The sequence below is a fragment of the Streptomyces sp. NPDC031479 genome, from assembly GCF_055581065.1.
On the sequence record NZ_JBVIKC010000055.1, the window covers coordinates 21,888 to 44,625 of the forward strand.

General features: G+C 73.0%; 25 protein-coding genes. 14 read left to right on the forward strand and 11 right to left on the reverse strand.

Going from position 1 to position 22,738, the window contains the following annotated elements:
* Window positions 1-42: 42 nt before the first annotated feature.
* Window positions 43-903, reverse strand: a complete 861-nt coding sequence (gene folP / locus ACZ5D2_RS35935) for a dihydropteroate synthase (protein ID WP_371676799.1) — start codon at window positions 901-903, stop codon at window positions 43-45.
* An 82-nt stretch (window positions 904-985) separates the two neighbouring features.
* Between folP and ACZ5D2_RS35940 the strand changes: the two genes are divergently transcribed.
* Window positions 986-1,336, forward strand: a complete 351-nt coding sequence (locus ACZ5D2_RS35940; RefSeq protein ID WP_371676798.1) for a DivIVA domain-containing protein — start codon at window positions 986-988, stop codon at window positions 1,334-1,336.
* Window positions 1,333-1,914 (forward strand): DNA-3-methyladenine glycosylase I, encoded by a 582-nt coding sequence (locus ACZ5D2_RS35945; RefSeq protein ID WP_371676797.1) that lies wholly within the window; start codon window positions 1,333-1,335, stop codon window positions 1,912-1,914. The genes ACZ5D2_RS35940 and ACZ5D2_RS35945 overlap by 4 nt, the downstream gene beginning before the upstream one ends.
* Window positions 1,915-1,939: 25 nt before the next feature.
* Here the strand turns inward: ACZ5D2_RS35945 and chcB are convergent, their stop codons facing one another.
* The gene (gene chcB, locus ACZ5D2_RS35950) at window positions 1,940-2,743 is read right to left on the reverse strand and encodes a 2-cyclohexenylcarbonyl CoA isomerase (protein WP_468935362.1); all 804 of its coding nucleotides are present in this window, start codon (window positions 2,741-2,743) and stop codon (window positions 1,940-1,942) included.
* A 332-nt stretch (window positions 2,744-3,075) separates the two neighbouring features.
* On the opposite strand from chcB, the gene ACZ5D2_RS35955 reads away from it, so the two are divergent.
* Window positions 3,076-3,243, forward strand: a complete 168-nt coding sequence (locus tag ACZ5D2_RS35955) for a DUF3117 domain-containing protein (protein WP_003966491.1) — start codon at window positions 3,076-3,078, stop codon at window positions 3,241-3,243.
* Window positions 3,244-3,433: 190 nt separating this feature from the next.
* Here ACZ5D2_RS35955 and ACZ5D2_RS35960 read toward each other — a convergent pair whose 3' ends face one another.
* Window positions 3,434-4,096 carry an O-methyltransferase gene (locus ACZ5D2_RS35960; RefSeq protein WP_030226024.1) on the reverse strand — a complete coding sequence of 221 codons (663 nt, stop codon included), beginning with the start codon at window positions 4,094-4,096 and terminating at the stop codon, window positions 3,434-3,436.
* Between the two features lie 167 nt (window positions 4,097-4,263).
* Here ACZ5D2_RS35960 and sigE point away from each other — a divergent pair, with 167 nt between their 5' ends.
* The 5 genes from sigE to ACZ5D2_RS35985 all read left to right on the forward strand — a co-directional run bounded on the left by sigE (window position 4,264) and on the right by ACZ5D2_RS35985 (window position 8,566).
* Window positions 4,264-5,034, forward strand: coding sequence for an RNA polymerase sigma factor SigE (gene sigE / locus ACZ5D2_RS35965; protein ID WP_371676795.1), 771 nt, complete (start codon window positions 4,264-4,266; stop codon window positions 5,032-5,034).
* Complete coding sequence (locus ACZ5D2_RS35970; protein ID WP_468935367.1) at window positions 5,031-5,702, forward strand: zf-HC2 domain-containing protein; 672 nt, start codon at window positions 5,031-5,033, stop codon at window positions 5,700-5,702. Before sigE ends, ACZ5D2_RS35970 begins: the two co-directional genes overlap by 4 nt.
* A gap of 112 nt (window positions 5,703-5,814) precedes the next feature.
* Window positions 5,815-7,149, forward strand: coding sequence for a S1C family serine protease (locus ACZ5D2_RS35975; RefSeq protein WP_468935370.1), 1,335 nt, complete (start codon window positions 5,815-5,817; stop codon window positions 7,147-7,149).
* Between the two features lie 121 nt (window positions 7,150-7,270).
* Window positions 7,271-7,711: a sec-independent translocase gene (locus ACZ5D2_RS35980; protein ID WP_371676792.1), complete on the forward strand. Its 441-nt coding sequence runs from the start codon at window positions 7,271-7,273 to the stop codon at window positions 7,709-7,711.
* A gap of 138 nt (window positions 7,712-7,849) precedes the next feature.
* Window positions 7,850-8,566, forward strand: a complete 717-nt coding sequence (locus tag ACZ5D2_RS35985; RefSeq protein WP_468935374.1) for a hypothetical protein — start codon at window positions 7,850-7,852, stop codon at window positions 8,564-8,566.
* A 103-nt stretch (window positions 8,567-8,669) separates the two neighbouring features.
* On the opposite strand, the gene ACZ5D2_RS35990 is transcribed toward ACZ5D2_RS35985, so the two are convergent.
* From ACZ5D2_RS35990 to ACZ5D2_RS36000, 3 genes are all read right to left on the reverse strand, one after another.
* On the reverse strand, window positions 8,670-9,839 hold the full coding sequence (locus ACZ5D2_RS35990; RefSeq protein ID WP_371676790.1) for an Mrp/NBP35 family ATP-binding protein: 1,170 nt from the start codon (window positions 9,837-9,839) through the stop codon (window positions 8,670-8,672).
* A gap of 42 nt (window positions 9,840-9,881) precedes the next feature.
* Entirely contained in the window at window positions 9,882-10,457 is a 576-nt protein-coding gene (locus tag ACZ5D2_RS35995) for a DUF1003 domain-containing protein (RefSeq protein ID WP_285526056.1), read from the reverse strand.
* A 97-nt stretch (window positions 10,458-10,554) separates the two neighbouring features.
* Window positions 10,555-11,826, reverse strand: a complete 1,272-nt coding sequence (locus ACZ5D2_RS36000) for a magnesium transporter MgtE N-terminal domain-containing protein (RefSeq protein ID WP_371676789.1) — start codon at window positions 11,824-11,826, stop codon at window positions 10,555-10,557.
* A 168-nt stretch (window positions 11,827-11,994) separates the two neighbouring features.
* On the opposite strand from ACZ5D2_RS36000, the gene ACZ5D2_RS36005 reads away from it, so the two are divergent.
* Window positions 11,995-12,870, forward strand: a complete 876-nt coding sequence (locus ACZ5D2_RS36005; RefSeq protein ID WP_371676788.1) for a hypothetical protein — start codon at window positions 11,995-11,997, stop codon at window positions 12,868-12,870.
* 43 nt (window positions 12,871-12,913) lie between these two features.
* Here ACZ5D2_RS36005 and ACZ5D2_RS36010 read toward each other — a convergent pair whose 3' ends face one another.
* Both ACZ5D2_RS36010 and ACZ5D2_RS36015 read right to left on the reverse strand, forming a co-directional pair.
* The gene (locus ACZ5D2_RS36010) at window positions 12,914-13,426 is read right to left on the reverse strand and encodes a hypothetical protein (protein ID WP_371676787.1); all 513 of its coding nucleotides are present in this window, start codon (window positions 13,424-13,426) and stop codon (window positions 12,914-12,916) included.
* 32 nt (window positions 13,427-13,458) lie between these two features.
* Window positions 13,459-14,583: a magnesium and cobalt transport protein CorA gene (locus ACZ5D2_RS36015; RefSeq protein WP_371676786.1), complete on the reverse strand. Its 1,125-nt coding sequence runs from the start codon at window positions 14,581-14,583 to the stop codon at window positions 13,459-13,461.
* 374 nt (window positions 14,584-14,957) lie between these two features.
* Here ACZ5D2_RS36015 and ACZ5D2_RS36020 point away from each other — a divergent pair, with 374 nt between their 5' ends.
* The 4 genes from ACZ5D2_RS36020 to ACZ5D2_RS36035 all read left to right on the forward strand — a co-directional run bounded on the left by ACZ5D2_RS36020 (window position 14,958) and on the right by ACZ5D2_RS36035 (window position 18,304).
* On the forward strand, window positions 14,958-15,542 hold the full coding sequence (locus ACZ5D2_RS36020; protein ID WP_266842093.1) for a suppressor of fused domain protein: 585 nt from the start codon (window positions 14,958-14,960) through the stop codon (window positions 15,540-15,542).
* A gap of 83 nt (window positions 15,543-15,625) precedes the next feature.
* Entirely contained in the window at window positions 15,626-16,264 is a 639-nt protein-coding gene (locus ACZ5D2_RS36025; protein ID WP_371676785.1) for a DUF6758 family protein, read from the forward strand.
* A gap of 501 nt (window positions 16,265-16,765) precedes the next feature.
* Complete coding sequence (locus tag ACZ5D2_RS36030; protein WP_468935382.1) at window positions 16,766-17,635, forward strand: PHP domain-containing protein; 870 nt, start codon at window positions 16,766-16,768, stop codon at window positions 17,633-17,635.
* Between the two features lie 63 nt (window positions 17,636-17,698).
* Window positions 17,699-18,304 carry a MarC family protein gene (locus ACZ5D2_RS36035; protein ID WP_371676783.1) on the forward strand — a complete coding sequence of 202 codons (606 nt, stop codon included), beginning with the start codon at window positions 17,699-17,701 and terminating at the stop codon, window positions 18,302-18,304.
* Window positions 18,305-18,359: 55 nt separating this feature from the next.
* On the opposite strand, the gene ACZ5D2_RS36040 is transcribed toward ACZ5D2_RS36035, so the two are convergent.
* The 3 genes from ACZ5D2_RS36040 to ACZ5D2_RS36050 all read right to left on the reverse strand — a co-directional run bounded on the left by ACZ5D2_RS36040 (window position 18,360) and on the right by ACZ5D2_RS36050 (window position 21,517).
* The gene (locus ACZ5D2_RS36040) at window positions 18,360-18,512 is read right to left on the reverse strand and encodes a hypothetical protein (RefSeq protein ID WP_167456791.1); all 153 of its coding nucleotides are present in this window, start codon (window positions 18,510-18,512) and stop codon (window positions 18,360-18,362) included.
* A gap of 95 nt (window positions 18,513-18,607) precedes the next feature.
* Window positions 18,608-19,465, reverse strand: a complete 858-nt coding sequence (locus ACZ5D2_RS36045) for an alpha/beta fold hydrolase (RefSeq protein WP_371676782.1) — start codon at window positions 19,463-19,465, stop codon at window positions 18,608-18,610.
* 90 nt (window positions 19,466-19,555) lie between these two features.
* Entirely contained in the window at window positions 19,556-21,517 is a 1,962-nt protein-coding gene (locus ACZ5D2_RS36050) for a DEAD/DEAH box helicase (RefSeq protein WP_371676781.1), read from the reverse strand.
* A gap of 459 nt (window positions 21,518-21,976) precedes the next feature.
* Here ACZ5D2_RS36050 and ACZ5D2_RS36055 point away from each other — a divergent pair, with 459 nt between their 5' ends.
* Window positions 21,977-22,735 carry a ferritin-like fold-containing protein gene (locus ACZ5D2_RS36055; protein WP_266842104.1) on the forward strand — a complete coding sequence of 253 codons (759 nt, stop codon included), beginning with the start codon at window positions 21,977-21,979 and terminating at the stop codon, window positions 22,733-22,735.
* Window positions 22,736-22,738: the final 3 nt, after the last annotated feature.

The window sequence follows — 22,738 nt, forward strand, 5'->3', positions numbered from 1 at the left end:
CGGGGACGGCCCGGCCGCGGCGGCCCCCGGGCCGGGCCTTCCTCAGGCCAGGCCGCGGCGGGCGACGGCCGGCGGGCGGTGGCCCTGGATCGAGGCCACCATGTCGAGGACCTGCTTGGTCTCCGCGACCTCGTGGACGCGGTAGACCCGGGCGCCGAGCCAGGCCGACACGGCCGTGGTGGCCAGCGTTCCCAGCAGGCGTTCCTTGACCGGCTTGTCGAGGGTCTCGCCGACGAAGTCCTTGTTCGACAGGGAGACCAGCACCGGCCAGCCGGTGTCGGTCATCTCCGACAGCCGGCGGGTCGCCTCCAGCGAGTGCCGGGTGTTCTTCCCGAAGTCGTGACCCGGGTCGATCATGATCGACTCCCGGGGGACGCCCAGCGCCGCCGCCCGCTCCGCGAGCCCGACCGTGACGCGCAGGATGTCCTCCATGACGTCCTCGTACGAGGTCCGGTGCGGCCGGGTCCGCGGCTCGACCCCGCCCGCGTGGGTGCAGACGATGCCCGCCCCGTGACGTGCGGCGACCTCCGCCAGCCTGGGGTCCACCCCGCCCCACGCGTCGTTCAGCACGTCCGCCCCGGCCTCGCACACGGCCTCGCCGACCTCGTGGCGCCAGGTGTCCACGCTGATCACCACGTCCGGGTGGCGGCGGCGCACCTCCGCGACGAAGCCGACCGTGCGCCGGGCCTCCTCGGCGGCGTCCACGTGTTCGCCGGGACCGGCCTTGACCCCGCCGATGTCGATGATCGCGGCGCCCTCGGCCACGGCCCGCTCGACGCGGTCCAGCGCGGGCTCGTCGCGGAAGGTCGCGCCCTGGTCGTAGAAGGAGTCCGGGGTCCGGTTCACGATGGCCATGATCACCGGCTCGTGGGGGTCGAACTCGCGCCTGCCCAGTCGCAGCATCCTGCTCTTTCCTCCTTCGGCGACCCTCGCGCCTCGTCTGCGACCTTAACCTGGTGGCCGGAGTCTCTCAGGGGAGTTGATCGTGTTCTGGTTCTTGCTGATCGCGCTGGTCGTGGTCGTGGCCGCGGTCACCCTCGCGGTGGTCGGCGGAGGCGCGGAAGCCGTACTGCCCGACGCCGAACCGGACCGGGTGGCCGACGGGCTCCCGGAGAGCCGGCCGGTGGTGCGGGCCGACATCGAAGCCCTGCGGCTGCCGGTCGGACCGCGCGGCTACCGGATGGCCGAGGTGGACGACGTACTGGACCGGCTCGGGGCCGAGCTGGCCGAGCGGGACGCCAGGATCGCCGAGCTGACGGCCGCCGCCGCGCCGCACGGGCCGGCCGGCGCCCCGGAGCCCGCCGGCCGGATCGACCTCACCAAGGACGACCGGTGAGCGGCGGCGGCCCGGTCGCCGGGCCCGACGGCGGACTGCGCTGCCCGTGGGGGCTGTCCACGGAGGACTACGTGGCCTACCACGACACCGAGTGGGGCAAGCCGGTGCACGGGGACGACGCCCTCTACGAGCGGCTGTGCCTGGAGGCCTTCCAGTCCGGGCTGTCCTGGCTGACGATCCTGCGCCGGCGCGAGGGGTTCCGTAAGGCCTTCGCGGACTTCGAGATCGCGGCGGTCGCCCGCTTCGGGCCCCGGGACGCCGAACGGCTCCTCGCCGACGAGGGCATCATCCGCAACCGGGCCAAGATCGAGGCCACCCTCGCCAACGCCAAGGTCCTGGCCGGGTGGCGGCCGGGGGAGCTGGACGCGCTGATCTGGTCCCACGCCCCGGAGAAGCCGGGCCCGGCCCCGGAGAGCACCGCCGACGTGCCGGCGGTGACCCCCGAGTCCACGGCCCTGGCCAAGGCGCTCAAGAAGGCGGGCATCCGGTTCGTCGGACCGACCACCGCCTACGCGCTGATGCAGGCGTGCGGCCTGGTCGACGACCACCTCGCGGGCTGCGTCTCCCGCGGGGCGTAGCCGGCCGCCGCCGTGGGGCCGGCGGTCAGCGGCCCAGGTACCGCGGCGGCTGCTTGGCGAGGAAGGCCTGGACGGCGATGGAGTGGTCCTCGGAGGCACCCGCGCGGGTCTGGAGCGCGTCCTCGCGCTCCAGGGCCTCGGGGAGCGAGACGGCGGCCCCGTACGCCAGGGACTCCTTCAGGGCCGCGTAGGCCACCGTGGGGCCCGCGGCGAGGGCACGGGCGACGGCCTCCGCCTCCGCGTGGAGGGACTCCGCCGGGACGAGCCGGTTCGCGATGCCCAGCTCGAGCGCCTCCTGCGCCTTCACCGAGCGGGGGAACAGGAGCAGATCGGAGGCGCGGGAGGCGCCGATCAGGCGGGGGAGGGTCCAGGAGACCCCGGAGTCGGCGGTCAGGGCCACCCCGGCGAAGGAGGTGTTGAAGGAGGCCGTGTCCGCGACGACGCGGAAGTCCGCCGCCAGCGCGAAGCCGAAGCCGGCCCCGGCCGCGACCCCGTTCACGCCCGCCACCACCGGCTTGGGCATCTCGGTGATGGCCCGCACGATCGGGTTGTAGTGCTCGGCGACGGTGCTCATCGTCAGGGAGGAGCCGTGCTCGCGGTCCGCCGCGAGGTTGCCGATGTGCTCCTTGAGGTCCTGGCCCACGCAGAAGGCCCGGGTCCCGGCGGCGGTCAGCAGGACCGCCCGTACCGCGGTGTCGGAGCCGGCCGCCCGGAGCGCGTCGCGCAGGGCGACCTTCGTCTCCGTGTTCATGGCGTTCATCGCGTCGGGCCGGTTGATCGTGACGGTCGCTAGTCCGTCGGTCACTTCGTAGAGCACGCTGTCGGCCATGGCGGGGGTCCCCCTTCGTCGCGGGCTTGGCTACCGGCCGGTACCGGCCGGTCCAAGGGTCAGCATGGCGGACGCGGCCGGGGGCGGGCATGTGATGTGCGTCAAACAAAGCGGAGCCCGTCCGCCGGGAGCAGCGGCGAAGTATCGCAGGCGGATCCCCGAAATGAGTGGTTTTGGTCGAGCGCGTTGCGCAAGCGTTCCCGACCGATGTTGGTCATCGGGTCCTGACATGCGGGATAATGGCTGGGAAGCAATGTGTTCGATGCCGGGTACTAGGCGCCTGAACGGGGCCGTCGGCTGACGATGAGCTGGTTTCAGGAAGGGGAACGAGCATGGCGGCCATGAAGCCGCGGACGGGCGACGGCCCGCTCGAGGTCACCAAGGAGGGGCGGGGCATCGTCATGCGCGTACCGCTTGAGGGCGGCGGTCGGCTCGTCGTCGAGCTGACTCCCGACGAAGCGGACGCCCTGGGTGACGCCCTGAAGAAGGTCGTCGGCTGAAGCGTCGGCACCATCTGATCTCTGCACCGCCCCGGCCGCTCCGCGCGACCGGGGCGGTGTTGCGTCCGGCCTTCTCCGACGGGCCCCTCGACGCGTCCCTCGACGAGCCCTTCGACGCGCCGGACCCCGCCGGCCCGCGGTGCGGGCGGGGCGTCCCGGAGCGGGCCCGCCGGTGGTGCCGGGGCGAAGGTCAGCGGCGGACCGCGCAGAGGAGGCCGTCGCCGACCGGAAGGAGCGCCGCCTCCAGGGCCGGGCTCTCCCGGACGCTGCGCAGCAGCTCGCGCACCCGGATGACCTCCACCGGCTGGGCGGCGGAGTCGACCGTACGGCCGTCGGAGAAGACGCCCTCGAAGCAGACCAGGCCGCCGGGGCGGAGCAGACGCAACGATTCCGCGAGGTAGTCGAGGGACTCGGAGGGGTCCCCGTCGCAGAAGACCAGGTCGTAGCCGCCGTCGGCGAGCCTGGGCAGCACGTCGAGCGCGCGGCCCGGGATGAACCGGGCGCGGTTGCCCGCGAAGCCGGCGGCGCGGAAGGCCTGGCGGGCGAAGGCCTGCCGGTCCGGCTCGGGATCCACCGTGGTCAGGACCCCGTCGGGGCGCATCCCGTGGAGCAGGTGGATGCCGGAGACACCGGTGCCGGTGCCGATCTCGGCGACCGCCTTGGCGTCCGCGGTGGCGGCCAGCAGGCGCAGCGCGGCCCCGGTCCCGGGGGAGACGGACCGCAGGCCCGCTTCCCTGGACCGGTCGCGGGCCCATCGCAGAGCGTCGTCCTCGGCGACAAACGCGTCGGCGAACGCCCAGCTCGTCTGCCGGTTGCCGCTAATGACCCTCTCCTGTCCCCATAGTTGGCGCAACGGTGACTGTATCCGCTGGCGTCGGGAACCCGCAGATGGGACCGGGCGTTGGGAGTAGCAGAGGCGGGATAGAGGGGACGGCAGCGGGCAGATCGGCGGCCCGGGACCCAGGACCCGTGCAAAGTTACTGCAAAAATGCTTATCCAGAGCTGACGGGAGGGGTGGCTATGGTAGGGGCTCCACTGGACACCACCAGAGCCGATAGGGGAGGTGCGGCTGCGCCTGTGGATCGTGGAGGCGTACTGAGACGTCTCTTCTGGTCGGCGGGTGAGCCGAAATCCGTGACCGACATTGCTGACCGCTTCCACACCGCCACCACCGCAACCTTTGCCGCCGATGCGGGCTCCCAGGCGTGGACCCCTCCCACGTGGGAGGAGATCGTCAGCACGCACAGCGCGCGGGTCTACCGCCTCGCCTACCGCCTCACCGGCAACCAGCACGACGCGGAGGACCTGACGCAGGAGGTCTTCGTCCGCGTCTTCCGCTCGCTGTCCACGTACACGCCCGGCACCTTCGAGGGCTGGCTGCACCGCATCACCACGAACCTCTTCCTGGACATGGTGCGCCGCAAGCAGCGGATCCGCTTCGACGCCCTCGGCGACGACGCCGCCGAGCGGCTCCCGAGCAGGGAGCCGTCCCCGCAGCAGGTGCTCCACGACACCCACTTCGACGCGGACGTGCAGCAGGCGCTGGACACCCTCGCCCCGGAGTTCCGGGCGGCCGTGGTCCTGTGTGACATCGAGGGCCTGTCGTACGAGGAGATCGCCGCCACCCTCGGCGTGAAGCTCGGTACCGTCCGCAGCCGCATCCACCGCGGCCGTTCGCACCTGCGCAAGGCGCTCAAGCACCGGTCTCCCGAGGCCCGTGCCGAGCAGCGGGCCCTGGCGGGCGTCGCGGTGGGCGCCCCGGGCGCCGGGGGAGAGGGCGGAGCCGAGTGAGCGGAGTCAGTCCGTCCCCCGCCGAGCAGCACCTGGGCGACCGGCTCGCCGCCCTGGTGGACGGGGAGTTGAAGCACGATGCGCGCGAGCGGGTGCTGGCGCACCTGGCGACCTGCGCCAAGTGCAAGGCCGAGGCCGACGCGCAGCGCCGGCTGAAGACCCTGTTCGTGGAGAGCGCCCCGCCGCCCCTGTCCGCCGGACTGCTGGCGCGCCTGCAGGGCCTGCCGGGCGGAGATCCCGACGGGGCCGCCGGGCCGCCGGGCGGTGGCCCGGGTGGTCCGCTGGGCGCCGGTTCGCCGGGTGCCGATCCCTTCGCCTCGTTCGGGTACGCCGCCCCGGCCGCCCCGCGCGAGGGTTTCCGCATCCACGAGGTCGGCCGTCCCCGGCGCCGCTTCGCCTTCGTCGCGGCGGGAGCCGTGTCGCTGGCCGCGATCGCGCTCGGGGGGTCGCTGCCGCTGGACTCGGTCGAGCCGAACGTGCGGGGCGACGCCCCCGCCACCCGCCCCGGCCCGTCGGTCCCGCTGACCGACGCCTTCGTGCGCGACCGGCTGCCCAGCCCCGGCGGCGTCCCCCGCCCGGGCCCGGCCGGACAGTTCCCCACGCCGACTCCCAGCGCCCCGGCGACCGCGGTCCCGGCGACCGCCGTCCCGGCCTCGCTCGCCCGCTGAGCGGTCGCGGCGGAGCCCCGGCGGGAGCCGGGGCTCCGCCGGCGCGCGGCACCTGGTTGAATCTCCGGCAGATGCGCCGCCGTGCGGTGCGCCAGGCCCGCGGGGAGCGTTCATGTCCGACAGTCGCGACAGTCAGCGGAGCGGTCCGGTTCCGTCCTGGTGGAGCCGGCCCGCCGACCCGGCGCCGTCCGCTCCGGTGGACGGCCCCGCCCCGCAGGCACCGTCATCCGAGGCGGACTTCGCGACGCTCCCCGGGCCCGGGGAGCCGGACGCCGACCCCGCACCGCGCTACGACCCCTGGGCCGACCGGCCCCTCCAGGTGGTGGACCACGGGCAGGCGCGCCGTGCCCCCGGGATCCTGCGGCTGGTGGTCTTCGGCGCGGTGATCGCCCTCCTCGCCGGGGGCGTCGGCGGCTACCTCGGCATCCTCGCCGAGCGGCGCACCGGCACCCGCCTGGAGCTCCCGCAGTCCGCCGTCGACCACAAGGACCGGGCCCCGGAGAGCGTGGCGGGCATCGCGGCCACGGCCCTGCCCGGCGTGGTCACCCTGCACGTCAGCGGCAGCGGCGGGGGCGGCACCGGGACCGGTTTCGTCCTGGACGAGCAGGGCCACATCCTGACGAACAACCACGTCGTCGCCGACGCCAAGAACATAACGGTCACCTTCAGCACCGGCGAGAGCGTCGCCGCCGAGCTGGTCGGCCGAGACGGCGGCTACGACCTGGCGGTCGTCAAGGTGACCGGCGTGCGCGGCCTGCGCCCGCTGGCCCTGGGCAACTCGGAGAACGTCCGGGTCGGGGACCCGGTCGTGGCCATCGGGGCCCCCTTCGACCTCTCCAACACCGTCACGGCGGGCATCATCAGCGCCACCGGACGCCCCATCACCGCGGGCGGCGACAAGGGCGACGGCAGCGACATCAGCTACGTCGACGCCCTCCAGACCGACGCCCCCATCAACCCCGGCAACTCCGGCGGCCCGCTCCTGGACTCCCGCGCCCGCGTCATCGGCATCAACAGCGCGATCCGCGGCGCCGACAAGGGCGAAGACGGCGACAGCACCCGCCAGAGCGGCAGCATCGGCCTCGGCTTCGCCATCCCCGTCAACCAGGGGAAGCGGGTCGCCGAGGAGCTCATCCGCACCGGCCGCGCCACCCACCCCGTCATCGGCGTCACCCTGGACATGCACTACAGGGGGGACGGAGCGCGTGTGGACTCCAAGGGCGAGGCCGGGAAGCCGTCGGTGGTCGCCGACGGCCCGGGAGCCCGCGCCGGGATCAAGGCCGCAGACGTGATCACCAAGGTCGACGGGGTCCGCGTGCACGGCGGGGACGAGCTGATCATCAAGATCAGGGCCCACCGCCCCGGGGACCGCCTCACCCTGACCGTGCTGCGCGACGGCACGGAGCGCACGCTGGAAGTGCAGCTCGGCTCGGCGAGCGGTTCCTGACACGAATACCGCATGACGCCCGGGTGAATCCGGGAAGAGGGCCGCACCGACGTAGGGACCCGCAAGGAAGGCCGGGTACCGTTGTCCGGGCCCGATGTGGAGAGAGCCGAGGAGCGGCAAGGTGTTCAACGACATAGGCGCACTCGAACTGGTCACGATCGTGGTGCTCGCCATCCTCATCTTCGGCCCGGACAAGCTGCCGAAGGTGATCCAGGACGTCTCCGGCATGATCCGCAAGCTCCGCTCGTTCTCCGACAGCGCCAAGCAGGACATCCGCTCGGAGCTGGGGCCGGAGTTCAAGGACTTCGAGTTCGAGGACCTGAACCCGAAGACCTTCATCCGCAAGCAGCTGACCGAGAACGAGGACCTCAAGGAGATCCGCAGCAGTTTCGACCTGCGCAAGGAGCTCAACGACGTCACCGACGCGGTCAACAGCAAGGAGGCGGCCGCCGCCCCGGCCGCCCCCGCCACGCCCGCCGTCGGCACCGGTCCCGACCTGCTGAAGAAGCCTTCCGCCCCGGCCCCCGAGGCACGCACCCCCTTCGACGCCGACGCCACCTGAGCCCCGGCCTGCCCGTCGATCCGGGGCCGGATGGCTATCCTCCATCTGTCCGGACCGAAGACGCCCGAGGGAGGGGGTCCCCCCAGCGCAGCGAGGGGGAGGGCCGTTCCGGACCCCACGGAACGAGAGGCCGCCCAGATGGAGACGACGCGCAGCAGCAGCCGGGTGGGCGTGCAGCCCGCAGAAGCCCCCGCCGCGCCCCCGCAGACCGAAGAAGCGACCCCGGGGCAGCCACCGGAGCCCGGCGTGCCGGTCCCGGCGGCCCGCCGGGCGGCCGCCGGCTACCTGAAGGCCGACTTCCCCTGGTACGGGCTGGACGACGCCTTCACCGGCCCCCGCTGGCTCATGCAGGTCGGCACCGGTGCGGACGGCACCGTGGAGCACGGATCGACCGGCCACGGCGACGAGCCGTCCGCCCGGGGTGAGATCGCCACCGGCGAGAAGGAGCGGTTCGCGGTGGTGGTCACCGTGGCCAGCAACCCGCTGCGCCGCAGCGGCGACGGCACCGGCGTCCTGGAGGCCACCTCGGTCTCCTCCGCGGCCTGGCTGGCCGGCTCCGGCCTGCTGGCCTACAGCTGGCCGCAGCAGATGGACCACACCCTGCGCGACGACTGGCTCGACCAGCAGACCGAGGCGGCGTGGATCCTCGCCGACGACCTCGCGGGGCCGGACTGGTCGACGCTCTCGCTGCCCGTGGACGGGCAGCCGACGCCCTTCCACTACCGCGAGTCGGAGTTCGGCTGGGTGCTGGCCGGCTCCACCGGGAGCGGGGTCCACCTGGGCGCGTACGGACGCGGGATGAGCGCGTACGGGCTCGGTTTCTCGGCGATCGGCGACCTGGCCGCGTACGAGTAGACGGCGCGGCGGACGCACCGCACGACGAAGGGCACGACGAAGGGCACCGCCGTCCGGCGGTGCCCTTCGTCGTGCGCGGCCCCTTGGCGGGCCGTCTGCGGGGTCAGAACTTGTTGCGCGGGGTGATCCCCAGCGACATGCCCGACAGGCCGCGGGCGCGGCCGCCCAGCTTGCCCGCGATCGCGCGCAGCGCGGCGCCCGCCGGGGAGTCCGGGTCGGACAGGACCACGGGCTTGCCGTCGTCGCCGCCCTCGCGCAGCCGTACGTCGATCGGGATGGTGCCGAGGACCGGCACGGACGCGCCGACCGTCTTGGTGAGCCCGTCGGCGACCTTCTGGCCGCCGCCGGAGCCGAAGACGTCGACCATCTCGTCGCAGTGCGGGCAGGGCAGGCCCGACATGTTCTCGACGACACCGACGATCTTCTGGTGGGTCTGCACGGCGATCGAGCCGGCCCGCTCCGCGACCTCGGCCGCCGCCTGCTGCGGGGTGGTCACGACGAGGATCTCGGCGTTCGGCACCAGCTGGGCGACGGAGATCGCGATGTCGCCGGTGCCCGGCGGCAGGTCGAGCAGCAGGACGTCCAGGTCGCCCCAGAAGACGTCGGCGAGGAACTGCTGGAGCGCGCGGTGCAGCATCGGCCCGCGCCACACGACCGGGGCGTTGCCCGGGGTGAACATGCCGATCGAGATGACCTTCACGCCGTTCGCGGACGGCGGCATGATCATGTTCTCGACCTGGGTGGGACGGCCCTCGACGCCGAGCATGCGCGGCACGCTGTGGCCGTAGATGTCCGCGTCGACCACGCCGACCTTCAGGCCGTCGGCGGCCATCGCCGCGGCGAGGTTGACGGTGACGGAGGACTTGCCGACACCGCCCTTGCCGGACGCGACCGCGTAGACGCGGGTCAGGGAGCCGGGCTTGGCGAAGGGGACCTCGCGCTCGGCGGTGCCGCCGCGCAGCGTGGCCGCCAGGTCCTTGCGCTGCTCGTCGCTCATCACGTCGAGGGTGACGGCGACGGAGCTGACGCCCGCGACCTTCTCGACGGCCTCGGTGACGTTCTTGGTGATCGTCTCGCGCATGGGGCAGCCCGACACCGTCAGGTAGACCGTGACGGCGACGGCGCCGCCCTCGCCGATCTCCACCGATTTCACCATGCCGAGCTCGGTGATCGGACGGTGGATCTCGGGGTCGTTCACCGTCGACAGCGCGTCCAGGATCGCGTCCTGCTCGGGCGCGGCGGCGTCGGCGGCGGAGCTTGTGTCGGTAGCCATGCCCCGATGGTACGGCTCGGTAGCACGGCTCAGGAAAGGCCGTCAGCGGTCGCCTTCGTCACTTTCGCCGGTGAACAGCCGCCGCTCGTCCATCTCCTTGATCAGGTCCTGGAACTCGGACCTGATCCAGTCGCGCGTGGCGACCTCGCCCAGGCCCATGCGCAGCGCCGCGATCTCGCGGGTCAGGTACTCGGTGTCCGCGATGGACCGCTCGTTCTGCTTGCGGTCCTGCTCCAGGTTGACCCGGTCCCGGTCGTCCTGCCGGTTCTGCGCGAGCAGGATCAGCGGGGCGGCGTAGGAGGCCTGGAGGGACAGCATCAGCGTCAGGAAGATGAACGGGTACTCGTCGAACCGCAGGTGCGCGGGCGCGAAGATGTTCCACAGCACCCACACGATGATGACCAGCGTCATATAGACGATGAACCGGCCCGTGCCGAGGAACCTCGCCACCCGCTCCGACAGCCGCCCGAAGGCCTCCGGGTCGTACTCGGGCAGCAGCCTGCGGCGCGCCGGGCGCGGCTGGTCCAGCCGTACGCGCGGACGCGCCAGAGCGCTCGCGCCCAGGGCGACGCTGGCCTTCGCCCGCTCGGAGGAACGTTCCGGCCGCTCGTTGCGCAGCCGCTCCGCCGCCTCCTCCAGCCGGTCCGAGAGCCCGTCCCGGGCATGCTCGCGCCGCTCCCGGCGCCGTTCGCGCGCCGCGTCCCCGCGGCCCCGCTCAGTGGCCACGCACGGCCTCCTCGGAGTGGAAGTCCGTCTCCCGCCAGTCGTCCGGCAGCAGGTGGTCCAGCACGTCGTCGACCGTGACGGCGCCCAGCAGCGAGCCGCTCTCGTCCACGACGGGCGCCGCGACCATGTTGTACGCGGCCAGGTAGCTCGTCACGGCGGGCAGCGAGGCGTCCGGCCGCAGCGGCGGCAGGTCGGTGTCCACGATCGAGCTGACCAGGGTGAACGGAGGGTCCCGCAGCAGCCGCTGGAAGTGCACCGTCCCCAGGTACTTGCCCGTGGGCGTCTCGTCCGGCGGACGGCAGACGTACACCTGCGCCGCCAGCGCCGGCGACAGGTCCGACTGGCGCACGCGGGCCAGCGCGTCGGCGACCGTGGCGTCCGGCCGCAGCACGATCGGCTCGGTCGTCATCAGACCGCCCGCGGTGTTCTCCTCGTACGACAGCAGGCGCCGCACGTCGGCCGCGTCGTCGGGCTGCATCAGGGTCAGCAGCCGCTCCTTCTCCTCCTCCGGCAGCTCGGAGAGCAGGTCGGCGGCGTCGTCCGGGTCCATGGCCTCCAGGACGTCGGCGGCGCGCTCCTCCTTCAGCTTGCCGAGGATCTCCACCTGGTCGTCCTCGGGGAGCTCCTCCAGGACGTCGGCGAGGCGGTCGTCGTCGAGGGCGTTGGCCACCTCGGCGCGCCGCTTCGGCGTCAGGTGGTGCAGGACGTTCGCCAGGTCGGCGGGGCGCATCTGCTCGAAGGTGGCGACCAGGCTCTCGGCGCCCTGCCCGTGCTCCTCCAGCGAGAAGCCGGTCACCGCCGACCACTCGACGGTGAGGGCCTCACCGCGGCGGCGCAGCGCGCCCCCCTTGCCCTTGCGCACGAAGATCCGGTCGATCTCCCAGTCGCGGCGGGCCGGGAGCTGCTGGATGGCCACGTCCAGGACGGTGGCCTCCTCGCCGGTGGCCACGAGCGTCACCCGGCGGTCCAGCAGTTCGCCGAGGACCAGCCGCTCGGTCGGGCGCTGTTCGAAGCGCCGCATGTTGATCACGCCGGTGGTGATGACCTGTCCGGACTCCACGCCGGTCACCCGGGTCATGGGCAGGAAGATCCGGCGGCGGCTGACGACCTCGACCACCAGTCCCAGCAGCCGGGGCGGCCTGCCGCCCACGCGCAGCATCGCGACGAGGTCGCGGACGCGGCCCACCTGGTCGCCGTTGGGATCGAAGACGGGCACACCCGAGAGATGCGAGACGAAGATCCGCGGGGCGCCTGCAGCCATCCGAGCGCCTCCTAGAGCGTCCATCACCGGTCCTGCCGTGCCTCAGGCTAGCCCGTGCCGCAGGAAGGCGTCCTGGTGGGGCCGTCCGCCCGGGGGTCCCGTGGGGGTGCGCCCGGCGGCGGGTACGCTGCCTGCTGCCCGCAGACCCCCGAGGAGAGGCACCTGCCAGTGACCCCCTACACCCCCGCCGCACGACTGCGCCGGGCCGCCTTCGCCGGTGCCCTGTGCGCGGGTCTCGCCGTCACCGCGACGGGCTGCGGCGGCAAGGCGGAGGACCCCGACAAGGGCACGAACGGGATCGGCAAGCTCGGCGCGGACAAGATCGAGGGCCAGTCGAAGGCGGCCGCCACCGCCGCGGCCTCGGTGCACCTCTCCGGGAGCCTGGTCACCGGGGGCAAGACCTTCACCGTGGACATGCGGCTGAAGGCCGACGGCGGCTCCGGCGAGGTGAAGTCCAAGAACGACACCTTCCAGCTGCTGCGGGTCGGCGAGCAGCTCTACCTGAAGGCCGGCGCGGCCTTCTGGGGGAAGTCGGACTCGGCGGGCAAGCTCGGCGACAAGTACGTCAAGGTGCCCGAGAACGACCCCTCGTACAAGCAGTTCCGCGGGTTCACCGACATGCACGTGCTGCTGGACGGTCTGCTCGGTCTGCAGGGCAAGCTCACCAAGGGCGCCTACACCACGGTCGGGCAGACCCGCGCGGTGCCGATCTCGGCGGACGCGGGCAAGAGCGGCAAGCTGACGGTGTCCCTGGAGGGGACCCCGTACCCGCTGCTGATGGAACGCGCGGGCGGCGCGGGCCGGGTGGAGCTCTCCGAATGGGGCAAGCCCTTCCCGCTGGAGGCGCCCACGCAGGACCAGACCGTGGACTACGGCTCGCAGCTGCCGACCACCAAGGACGGCAAGGACACGGGAACCGGTACGGGCAAGGGCACCGGCTCGGGGACCGGCTCGGGCTCGGGAACCGCGAGCGGCACCGGCGGCGCCCCGTCCCCTACGAAGAGCCAGGGCTCGGGCCAGGGCTCCGACCCGGGCTCCGGCTGAGCCCGCTCTCGGTACCGGGCCCGCCCTCAGTACCGGGCCCGCTTCAGCGCTTGGCCTTCTTCCGCTTCAGCAGCAGCTTCGGCAGCCCCGCCGGGACGGGCCTGCGCGTGACCGCCGGGGAGGGCAGCGGAGCCGCGGCCAGCGACCCGTCGGGCAGCCCGTCGGCGACGGCCACGGGCTCCAGGCGCAGCAGCCGGCACTCGCGGGCCCAGCGCTCGGTCATCCGCTCCGAGTCGGGCGCGTTCAGCCGCTTGCCCTTCAGCTCGGCGACGGCGGCCTCCCACGACGTGCTGCCGGGTACGAGCTCCCGTACGGCCGCCGTCCAGGCGACGAGCCGGCCGCCCTTGTCCTTGCTGCGCACCGTCACCTCGGCGGCGGCGCCGTCGGTGAGACCCGGGAAGGGCTGCTCGCCGGGGCCGTCACCGAGCACGTGCGCCGCGCCGTCCACCCAGGCGTGCCACAGGGCCCGGTCGGCGCCCGCGCCGCGGACCCAGATCAGGCCGGACTTCTTGGAGGCCTCCTCGACGAGGGCCAGGTCGAGTGCGCTGAGAGTCATGCGCACAGGTTAGGGGGTCCGCCCCGGGGTGCCTACAGCCAGCCGTTGCGGCGGAGTGTCCGGTGGATGGCGAAGCAGCTGCCGACGATCGCGACCATCACCATCGGGTATCCGTAGCGCCAGTGCAGCTCCGGCATGTGCTCGAAGTTCATCCCGTACACCCCGCAGATCATCGTCGGCACGGCGATGATCGCCGCCCACGAGGTGATCTTGCGCATGTCCTCGTTCTGGGCGACGGAGGCCTGCGCCAGGTTCGCCTGGAGGATCGAGTTCAGCAGCTCGTCGAACCCGATGACCTGCTCGTGGACCCGCGCGAGGTGGTCCGCCACGTCGCGGAAGTACTTCTGGATGTCCGGGTCCACCAGCCGCATCGGCCTCTCGCTCAGCAGCTCCATCGGCCGCAGCAGCGGGGAGACCGCCCGCTTGAACTCCAGCACCTCGCGCTTGAGCTGGTAGATCCGGCCCGCGTCGCCGCCCCGGCTGACGCCCTTGGCGGGGGCGGCGAAGACCGCGCTCTCCACCTCGTCGATGTCGTCCTGGACCGCCGCCGCCACCGCGATGTAGCCGTCGACCACGTGGTCGGCGATCGAGTGGAGCACGGCCGACGGGCCCCGCGAGAGCAGCTCCGGGTCGTCCTGGAGACGGTGGCGCAGGCTCCGCAGGGACCCCTGGCCGCCGTGCCGGACGGTGATGACGAAGTCGGGTCCGGTGAAGCACATGACCTCGCCGGTCTCCACCACCTCGCTCGTGGCGGTGAGTTCGGCGTGCTCCACGTAGTGGATCGTCTTGAAGACGGTGAAGAGCGTGTCGTCGTAGCGCTCCAGCTTCGGCCGCTGGTGCGCGTGCACCGCGTCCTCCACGGCCAGGGGGTGCAGGCCGAAGGTGGCGGCGATCCCCGCGAACTCCGCCTCGGTGGGCTCGTGCAGTCCGATCCAGGCGAAACCGCCGCCCTCGCGGACCCGGCGCATCGCCTCACGCGGCGTCAGACAGCCGCGGCCCGGCTCCAGGGGGTCGCGCCGGCCGTCTCGGTACACGGCGCAGTCGACCACCGCACTGCTGGCGGAGGGGTCGCGGGTGGCGTCGTAGCCGGGCTGGACGGGCGTGGACCGGCGCAGGGCCGGACGGACGGCGGCACGGAGGTAGGGCAGCATCGACATGGCAGGCTCCTTCGCGCGCACGGCTGCGGACCGTACGGGTGGGAGGCCCTCCGGGCGCGGGCGGGCAGACCCGGGCGGACGGAGGGAAACAGGACGGAGGACAGAAGTTCTGCCGTCGCTCTTCTGCTGATCAGAAGATCAAAAGGGGCGGGACGCGCCCTGCACAGAAGCGGAAGAGCGATCGGTACTGCACGATCGACTTCGATCCATCGCAGCCCCACCTCCTCCGGCCGGTCCCCCGTGAGGGACGTCCTGTCGCCGGAGCACCGAAACAACGCTTCTGCGTGCGGCCCCGACCAGCTGTCAACACTATCAGCCGACGGATGGTCAAGACCCGCCCTTTACCCGGGGGATAGGAGTTCTATGCTCGCTCCATGGCAGAAATTCTGGCCCTCGTCGAGGCCCGGCTGCGCAACGCGTTCGGCGAACCCGACGCCCGCGCCGCCGTCACCTTCCTGGGCACCGATCGCATCGAGGTACTCCGCTTCGCCGAGGGCGACCTCGTCCGGTACGCGACCCTCGGGATGTCCGCACACCCGATGACCGACCCGACCGCCGTGGTCGCCGACCCGGTGCGCGGCCCGCGCGCCGAGCTGGTGCTCACCGTACGGGCGGGCCTGGCCCCGACCGACAAACTCCTGCGCCCGCTCGCGGTCCTGGCGGCCTCCCCGATGGTGGAGGGGCTGATCGTGGCCCCCGGCGCCTCCCTGGACGTGGGCGAACCGCTGTGGGAGGGGGCCGCGTTCAGCTCGGTCCTCGTCGCGGAGCCGGGCGGACTCGTCGAGGACCTCGAACTGGACGAGCCCATGGACCCCGTCCGCTTCCTCCCCCTCCTCCCCATGACGGCGAACGAGGCCGCCTGGAAGCGGGTGCACGGCGCGGCGGCCCTCCAGGAGCGCTGGCTCGCGCGCGGCACCGATCTGCGGGACCCTCTGCGTACGGCCGTCGCACTGGACTGACCGGCGCGCCCGCGGGTACGGATGACATCCGGACGGGTGATCGTGTCTTGACGGCGCGCCGGGCGGGGAGGAGCGTGCTTCTTATGAGGGGCGAACCGAGTTGCCCGAAGTGCGGTGGCCGGGTCCGAGCGCCCGGTCTTTTCGCCGACTCCTGGCAGTGCGCGGTGCACGGCGCCGTCCATCCGCTGCAGCCTGTCATCCCACCGAGCGTCGAGGGTCTCGGCGTGGTGGTGAACCGGGCCCAGGTGCCCGTCTGGATGCCGTGGCCACTGCCCGTGGGGTGGCTCTTCACCGGGGTCGCGACCGCCGGTGACGACCGCAGCGGGGGCCGGGCCACCGCCGTGGCCTGCTCCGGGCCGGGGCCGCTGGGCGGCATCGGCGAGCTGCTGCTGATCGCGGAGGAACTGGGCGTGGGGCTGGGCTCCCGCTTCGCGGGCATCGACGCCCCCGACCCGGGCCCGTACATGAAGGTCTCCGCCCCGCCGCACACCAAGGTTGTCGCCGCGGGGCGGCCGACGCCGCTGTGGCACGTCAGCGGGGCGCCGGACGACCGGGCGGTGTTCGCGGGCGAGGCGCGGGGGCTGTGGCTGTGGGCCATCGTCTGGCCGGAGCAGTCGGGACTCCTCATGTACGACGAACTCGTCCTCACCGACCTCCGCGACGCGGGCTCCGAGGTCGAACTCCTGCCGTGCGGAGCCCTGACGCCCCGCATTCTTTCCTGAACGCGCCGCTCGCGCGTCTCGGCCCTGGGGGGCCTCTCCGGCCCCGTGCCGCTGCCCTGGCCGGGCGGGGCCGCGGCCCGTGGCCGGTGCCGGGCTGTCGTCCGCGGCCCGGTGGCCGCTGCGCGGGGCCTGTCCCCTACCCACCCTTCCACCGTTCCCGCCTCAGACGCCGGCGCGGCTGAAGGACCCGGGCGCGGTTCCCGACACGGCGCTCCGCGCCCGCGCCTCAAACGCCGGCGGGGCTGGATGCCCGCAGGGCATATCCAGCCCCGCCGGCGTTTGAGGCGCGGGGGTCCGGGGGCGGAGCCCCCGAAGGGTCCGGGCGGAGCCCGGGGAACGGTGGAAGGGCGGGTAGGGGACAGCCCCGCGCAGCGGCCACCCACCCGCACCCGGCACGGGACCGGCACCCGGTACGGGACCGGCCAGAGCCACCGGACACCGCCCGGCCAGGGCACGGGTACCCTGGAGTGTCCCCGTCCGTCAAAACCCTGGAGCTCGGCTGTGCGCATCGACCTGCACACCCACTCCACGGCCTCCGACGGCACCGACACCCCCGCCGAGCTGGTCGCCAACGCCGCCGCGGCCGGGCTGGACGTCGTCGCGCTGACCGATCACGACACCGTCGGGGGATACGCCGAGGCCCTCGCGGCCCTGCCGCCCGGTCTCACCCTCGTGACCGGCGCCGAGTTGTCCTGCCGTCTCGACGGGGTCGGGATGCACATGCTCGCGTACCTCTTCGACCCGCAGGAGCCCGAACTCTCCCGTGAGCGCGAGCTCGTGCGCGACGACCGCACCCCCCGCGCGCAGGCCATGGTCGGCAAGCTCCGGGCGCTCGGCGTGGACGTCACCTGGGAGCAGGTGGCCCGGATCGCCGGTGCCGGCTCCGTGGGGCGCCCGCACATAGCCACCGCCATGGTCGAGCTCGGCGTGGTGCCCACCGTCTCCGACGCGTTCACCGCGGACTGGCTCGCCGACGGCGGCCGCGCCTACGCCGAGAAGCGCGAGCTCGACCCCTTCGACGCCATCCGCCTGGTCAAGGCGGCCGGCGGGGTCACCGTCTTCGCGCACCCCGCCGCCGTCAAGCGCGGCGAGTGCGTGCCCGAGTCGGCGATCGCCGCCCTCGCGGCCGCCGGTCTGGACGGCATCGAGGTGGACCACATGGACCACGACGACGCCACCCGCGACCGGCTGCGCGGCCTCGCGGCCGACCTCGGCCTGCTGACCACCGGGTCCAGCGACTACCACGGCAGCCGCAAGACCTGCCGCCTCGGGGAGTACACGACCGACCCCGAGATCTACGGCGAGATCACGCGCCGCGCCACCGGGGCCTTCCCCGTTCCGGGCGCCGGCGGATCCGCCGCCCGCGCCTGAGCGGCGCGCGGCCCCCTCCCCACACCCTCTTCTCGTAACACCCCTCACCTGCAAGGCATCACTGTGTTTGATTTCGCCGTCTTCGGATCCCTTTTTCTCACGCTTTTTGTGATTATGGACCCCCCGGGGATCACGCCGATCTTCCTCGCCCTGACCTCGGGGCGCGCCGCCAAGGTCCAGCGCCGCATGGCCTGGCAGGCCGTCTGCGTGGCCTTCGGGGTCATCGCCGTCTTCGGCGTCTGCGGCCAGCAGATCCTGGACTACCTGCACGTCTCCGTCCCGGCGCTGATGATCGCGGGCGGTCTGCTGCTCCTGCTCATCGCGCTCGACCTGCTCACGGGCAAGACGGACGAGCCCAAGCAGACCAAGGACGTCAACGTCGCCCTCGTCCCGCTGGGCATGCCGCTGCTGGCCGGTCCCGGTGCGATCGTGTCCGTGATCCTGGCCGTGCAGAAGGCCGACGGGTTCACCGGCCAGGTCTCCGTGTGGTGCGCGATCATCGCCATGCACGTGGTGCTGTGGCTGACCATGCGCTACTCGCTCGTGATCATCCGGATCATCAAGGACGGCGGCGTCGTCCTGGTCACCCGCCTCGCGGGCATGATGCTGTCGGCCATCGCCGTCCAGCAGATCATCAACGGCGTGCTCCAGGTCGTCCACGGAGCCTGAGACCGCATGCGAACGCCCCCGCACCGTCCTCGGTGCGGGGGCGTCTTCGGAAGCATCAGGAGGACGCCGTCTCGGCCGGTCGGATGAGGATGCGCTGGCCCACCGCGGCGGCCTGCTGCACGATCCGGTTGACGGAGGCCGCGTCCACGACGGTGCTGTCCACGGCGGACCCGTCGACGTCGTTCAGGCGCAGAATCTCGAAGCGCATGGCTTCTCCCTTCGTCGGTGTTCTCCTTGCGAAGGGTTCAACGGGCGGCGCACCAGAAACATTCCCTACGCTAAGGAAATTTTTTCCTTAGCTAACTACCGAGCACTCAAGGATCGCCAAAAGATCACTAGAGAATCGGCTGTGACCTGCGGGTTCTCGGCGTTCGGCGAGTGCTCGGCGGCCTCCACCAGGACCCGGGAAGCGCCCAGCCGGACGGCCATCTCGTCCATCAGCGGCACCGGCCAGGCGTAGTCGACCGTCCCCGACAGCACCAGCTTCGGCAGCGGCACCGCCGCCAGCTCCGCCACCCGGTCCGGCTCCGAGACCAGCACCCGCCCCGTGCCGATCAGCTGCTCCGGCACGGTGCCCAGCCAGCGCTCGCGCAGGAACTCCGCCAGCTCAGGGGCATCGGGGACCGCGTCCTCGGGATCGTGGGCCCGCATCGCCTCCCACACCCCCGGCATGTCCTCCCGCATCGCCTCCAGAGCCGCGACCAGCAGCTTCGTGCGCGCCCGCTGCTCCTCGGCGATCGCCCCCGGCCCGCTGCTCATCAGCGTGAGGGAGGCGAAGGGGGAGGCGTCGCGCAGCACCGCCGCGCGGGCGACGAGCCCGCCCAGGGAGTGGCCGACCAGGTGCAGCGGCCCACCGCCGAGCGCCGCGGCCTGCGCCAGCACGTCCCGGCCCAGCTCCTCCAGCCCGTACGCGGACTCCTCGCGCGGCCCGGGGCTCTGGTACTGGCCGCGCCCGTCGACGGCGACGACCCGGTAGCCGGCCACGGCCAGGGGCTCCAGCAGGGCGATGAAGTCCTCCTTGCTGCCGGTGAACCCGGGGAGCAGGAGGACGGTGCCGCGCAGGGGCTCACCGGCCTCGTGCACGGCGAACTCGCCGCGGGCGGTCGTCAGGCGGTACGCGCGGGCGGCGGGCGGCAGGGTGAGGCGCGGCGGCTTGCTCATGGCCCCGAGGTTACCGGCCCGTACGTCCGGGTACGAGGACGGCCCCGGCCCCCTGGGAAGGGGGCCGGGGCCGTCGTACGGGTGTGAGCCCTACGCCTCCGGGGCGGTCTCCGCGACCTTGCGGGTCCGGGTGCGCTTCGGCTTCGCGGGAGCCTCGGCGGCGGCCTCGGCGACCGGAGCGGCCTCGGCGGCCTTGCGGGTCCGGGTGCGCTTCGGCTTGGCGGGGGCCTCCTCGGTCACCGCGGCGGCGGGCGCCTCGGCGGCCTTGCGGGGGGCCCGGGTGCGGCGGGCCTTGACGGGCTCCACCGGCGGGGCCATCTGGAAGTCCGGCTCGTCCACGGCGGGAGCGGCGGCCTTGCGGGGACGACGCACCTTCACCGGCGCCTCCTCCACCACGAGGGTGGCGGTGGCGAGCGGCGCGACCGGGGTCTGGGTGGGCTTGCGGGTCCGGGTGCGCTTCGGCTTGACCGGCGTCTCCTCGGACACGGCCGGGGCCGGGACCTCGACGACGGCCGGAACCACGGGGGCCTCGACCACGGGGGCCTGGACCACGACGGCCTGGGCCACGGGGGCCTCGACCACGGCGGCCTCGGCCGCCACGGCGGCCCGGGTGCGGCGGCGGCGCGGGCGGCGCGGCTCGTCGGCGGCGGGTGCGGCAGGAGCGGAGGGCGCCTCGGCGGCCGGAGCCACCGCGGACACGGCCACGGCCGCCTCGTCCAGCTCCGCGCCGCCACGGGTGCGGCGGCGCTGCCGCGGCGTACGGGTACGCGCGGGACGCTCCTCGGTGACCACCGCGGCGGCGGCGGGGCCGCGGCCGCCACGGCCACCGCGTCCGCCGGTCTCGCCGAGGTCTTCGAGCTGCTCGGCCTTCAGGCCGGCCCGCACGCGCTCGGCGCGCGGCAGGATGCCCTTGGTGCCGGCCGGGATGTTCAGCTGCTCGTACAGGTGCGGCGACGTGGAGTACGTCTCCTCGGGCTCGTGGAATTCGAGCTCCAGCGCCTTGTTGATGAGCTGCCAGCGCGGGATGTCGTCCCAGTCGACCAGGGTGACGGCGGTGCCCTTGTTGCCCGCGCGGCCGGTGCGGCCCACGCGGTGCAGGAAGGTCTTCTCGTCCTCGGGCGTCTGGTAGTTGATGACGTGGGTCACGCCCTCGACGTCGATGCCGCGCGCGGCGACGTCGGTGCACACCAGTACGTCGACCTTGCCGTTGCGGAACGCGCGCAGGGCCTGCTCGCGCGCGCCCTGGCCCAGGTCGCCGTGGACGGCGCCGGAGGCGAAGCCGCGCTTCTCCAGCTGCTCGGCGATGTCGGCCGCCGTGCGCTTGGTGCGGCAGAAGATCATGGCCAGGCCGCGGCCCTCGGCCTGCAGGATGCGGGAGACGAGCTCCGGCTTGTCCATGTTGTGCGCACGGAAGACGTGCTGCTTGATGTTGGCGACGGTCGCGCCCTCGCCGTCCTCGGAGACGGCGCGGATGTGCGTCGGCTGGGTCATGTACCGGCGGGCCAGTCCGATGACGGCGCCCGGCATGGTGGCCGAGAACAGCATCGTCTGACGCTTCGCGGGCAGGTAGCCCATGATCTTCTCGACGTCGGGCAGGAAGCCCAGGTCGAGCATCTCGTCGGCCTCGTCGAGGACGAGGGCCTTGACGCGGGAGAGGTCGAGCTTCTTCTGCCCGGCCAGGTCCAGGAGGCGGCCCGGGGTGCCGACGATCACGTCGACGCCCTTCTTGAGCGCCTCGACCTGGGGCTCGTACGCGCGGCCGCCGTATATGGCGAGGACGCGGACGTTGCGGACCTTGCCCGCGGTCAGGAGGTCGTTGGTGACCTGGGTGCACAGCTCGCGGGTGGGAACCACCACGAGGGCCTGCGGAGCGTCGGTCAGCTGCTCGGGCGTGGCCCGGCCGGCCTCGACGTCCGCGGGGACGACGACCCGCTCCAGCAGGGGGAGGCCGAAGCCCAGCGTCTTGCCGGTGCCGGTCTTGGCCTGGCCGATGACGTCCGTGCCGGAGAGGGCGACGGGGAGGGTCATCTCCTGGATCGGGAAGGGGGACACGATGCCGACGGCCTCAAGGGCCTCGGCCGTCTCGGGAAAGATCCCGAGGTCTCGGAACGTAGTCAGGGTGCTGCCTCTTCTGTGAGACGCGGCGCGAGGCGGCGAGGGGGGTCGTACCGTGCCGGGCTTGCAGTACTGCGCCCACCCAGGTTCGGGCGGGTCGTACGAAGCTGCGCGGGACCACTAGCCTTCGCTCAAGCGCTCGTGCCGCTGAGGGGGCCCCTCGTGCGGAGGTGGTACGCATGGACGTACACACCGCACAGAGGGCGGTCGGGTTGGAGCCGATCGGGCCACCGACCGGGCATCCTCATTCGGATGGCCCGCCGAGTATTCCGGCAGGCGCATTACCACTGTACCCCGGAATCGCGCAGGTGTGTCGGGTGAATTCACCGGGTAGGCGCGTTTACGTGGACTGAGCAGGTGGTTCGTGCCGCCTTTCGGCGGGCTATTGTGCGGAGCATGTCGACCGTAGAAAACGCATCTCCCGCCGACGACGGCGCGTCCGACGGCGCGCAGGGCATCGCCGCCCAGGACTGGGCGACCGCCTCGGCTTCGCCCCAGTACCGCGCCGCCGTGGTGGACCTGCTCGGCGCGCTGGCGTACGGGGAACTCGCGGCCTTCGAGCGTCTCGCCGAGGACGCGAAGCTCGCGCCCACCCTGGGCGACAAGGCCGAGCTCGCGAAGATGGCCTCCGCCGAATTCCACCACTTCGAGCGGCTGCGCGACCGGCTCTCGGCGATCGACGCCGAGCCGACCGCGGCGATGGAGCCCTTCGCCAAGGGCGTGGACGACTTCCACCGCCAGACCGCGCCCTCCGACTGGCTGGAGGGTCTGGTCAAGGCCTACGTCGGCGACTCCATCGCCAGCGACTTCTACCGCGAGGTCGCCAGCCACCTCGACACCGACACCCGCGCCCTGGTCGTCGGCGTCCTCGACGACACCGGCCACGGCGGCTTCGCCGTCGAGAAGGTCCGCGCCGCGATCGAGGCCGACCCGCGCTGCGGCGGCCGGCTCGCGCTGTGGGCCCGCCGCCTGATGGGCGAGGCCCTCTCGCAGGCCCAGCGCGTGGTCGCCGAGCGCGACGCGCTCTCCACCATGCTGGTCGGCGGCGTCGACGGGATGGCGGCCGGCTTCGACCTGGCGGCCGTCGGCGAGATGTTCACCCGCATCACCAAGGCGCACACCAAGCGGATGGCGGCCCTCGGCCTCGCGGCCTGACCC

What these genes read in the sequence shown, in the direction of transcription:
- ACZ5D2_RS35975 (WP_468935370.1), top strand. Translation starts at nt 5,815, where the DNA reads ATGTCCGACAGTCGCGACAGTCAGCGGAGCGGTCCGGTTCCGTCCTGG.
- ACZ5D2_RS36045 (WP_371676782.1), bottom strand. Translation starts at nt 19,465, where the DNA reads ATGAGCAAGCCGCCGCGCCTCACCCTGCCGCCCGCCGCCCGCGCGTAC.
- ACZ5D2_RS36020 (WP_266842093.1), top strand. Translation starts at nt 14,958, where the DNA reads ATGGCAGAAATTCTGGCCCTCGTCGAGGCCCGGCTGCGCAACGCGTTC.
- chcB (WP_468935362.1), bottom strand. Translation starts at nt 2,743, where the DNA reads ATGGCCGACAGCGTGCTCTACGAAGTGACCGACGGACTAGCGACCGTC.
- sigE (WP_371676795.1), top strand. Translation starts at nt 4,264, where the DNA reads ATGGTAGGGGCTCCACTGGACACCACCAGAGCCGATAGGGGAGGTGCG.
- folP (WP_371676799.1), bottom strand. Translation starts at nt 903, where the DNA reads ATGCTGCGACTGGGCAGGCGCGAGTTCGACCCCCACGAGCCGGTGATC.
- ACZ5D2_RS35955 (WP_003966491.1), top strand. Translation starts at nt 3,076, where the DNA reads ATGGCGGCCATGAAGCCGCGGACGGGCGACGGCCCGCTCGAGGTCACC.
- ACZ5D2_RS36040 (WP_167456791.1), bottom strand. Translation starts at nt 18,512, where the DNA reads ATGCGCTTCGAGATTCTGCGCCTGAACGACGTCGACGGGTCCGCCGTG.
- ACZ5D2_RS36000 (WP_371676789.1), bottom strand. Translation starts at nt 11,826, where the DNA reads ATGGCTGCAGGCGCCCCGCGGATCTTCGTCTCGCATCTCTCGGGTGTG.
- ACZ5D2_RS35990 (WP_371676790.1), bottom strand. Translation starts at nt 9,839, where the DNA reads ATGGCTACCGACACAAGCTCCGCCGCCGACGCCGCCGCGCCCGAGCAG.
- ACZ5D2_RS36025 (WP_371676785.1), top strand. Translation starts at nt 15,626, where the DNA reads ATGAGGGGCGAACCGAGTTGCCCGAAGTGCGGTGGCCGGGTCCGAGCG.
- ACZ5D2_RS35985 (WP_468935374.1), top strand. Translation starts at nt 7,850, where the DNA reads ATGGAGACGACGCGCAGCAGCAGCCGGGTGGGCGTGCAGCCCGCAGAA.
- ACZ5D2_RS36055 (WP_266842104.1), top strand. Translation starts at nt 21,977, where the DNA reads ATGTCGACCGTAGAAAACGCATCTCCCGCCGACGACGGCGCGTCCGAC.
- ACZ5D2_RS36010 (WP_371676787.1), bottom strand. Translation starts at nt 13,426, where the DNA reads ATGACTCTCAGCGCACTCGACCTGGCCCTCGTCGAGGAGGCCTCCAAG.
- ACZ5D2_RS36015 (WP_371676786.1), bottom strand. Translation starts at nt 14,583, where the DNA reads ATGTCGATGCTGCCCTACCTCCGTGCCGCCGTCCGTCCGGCCCTGCGC.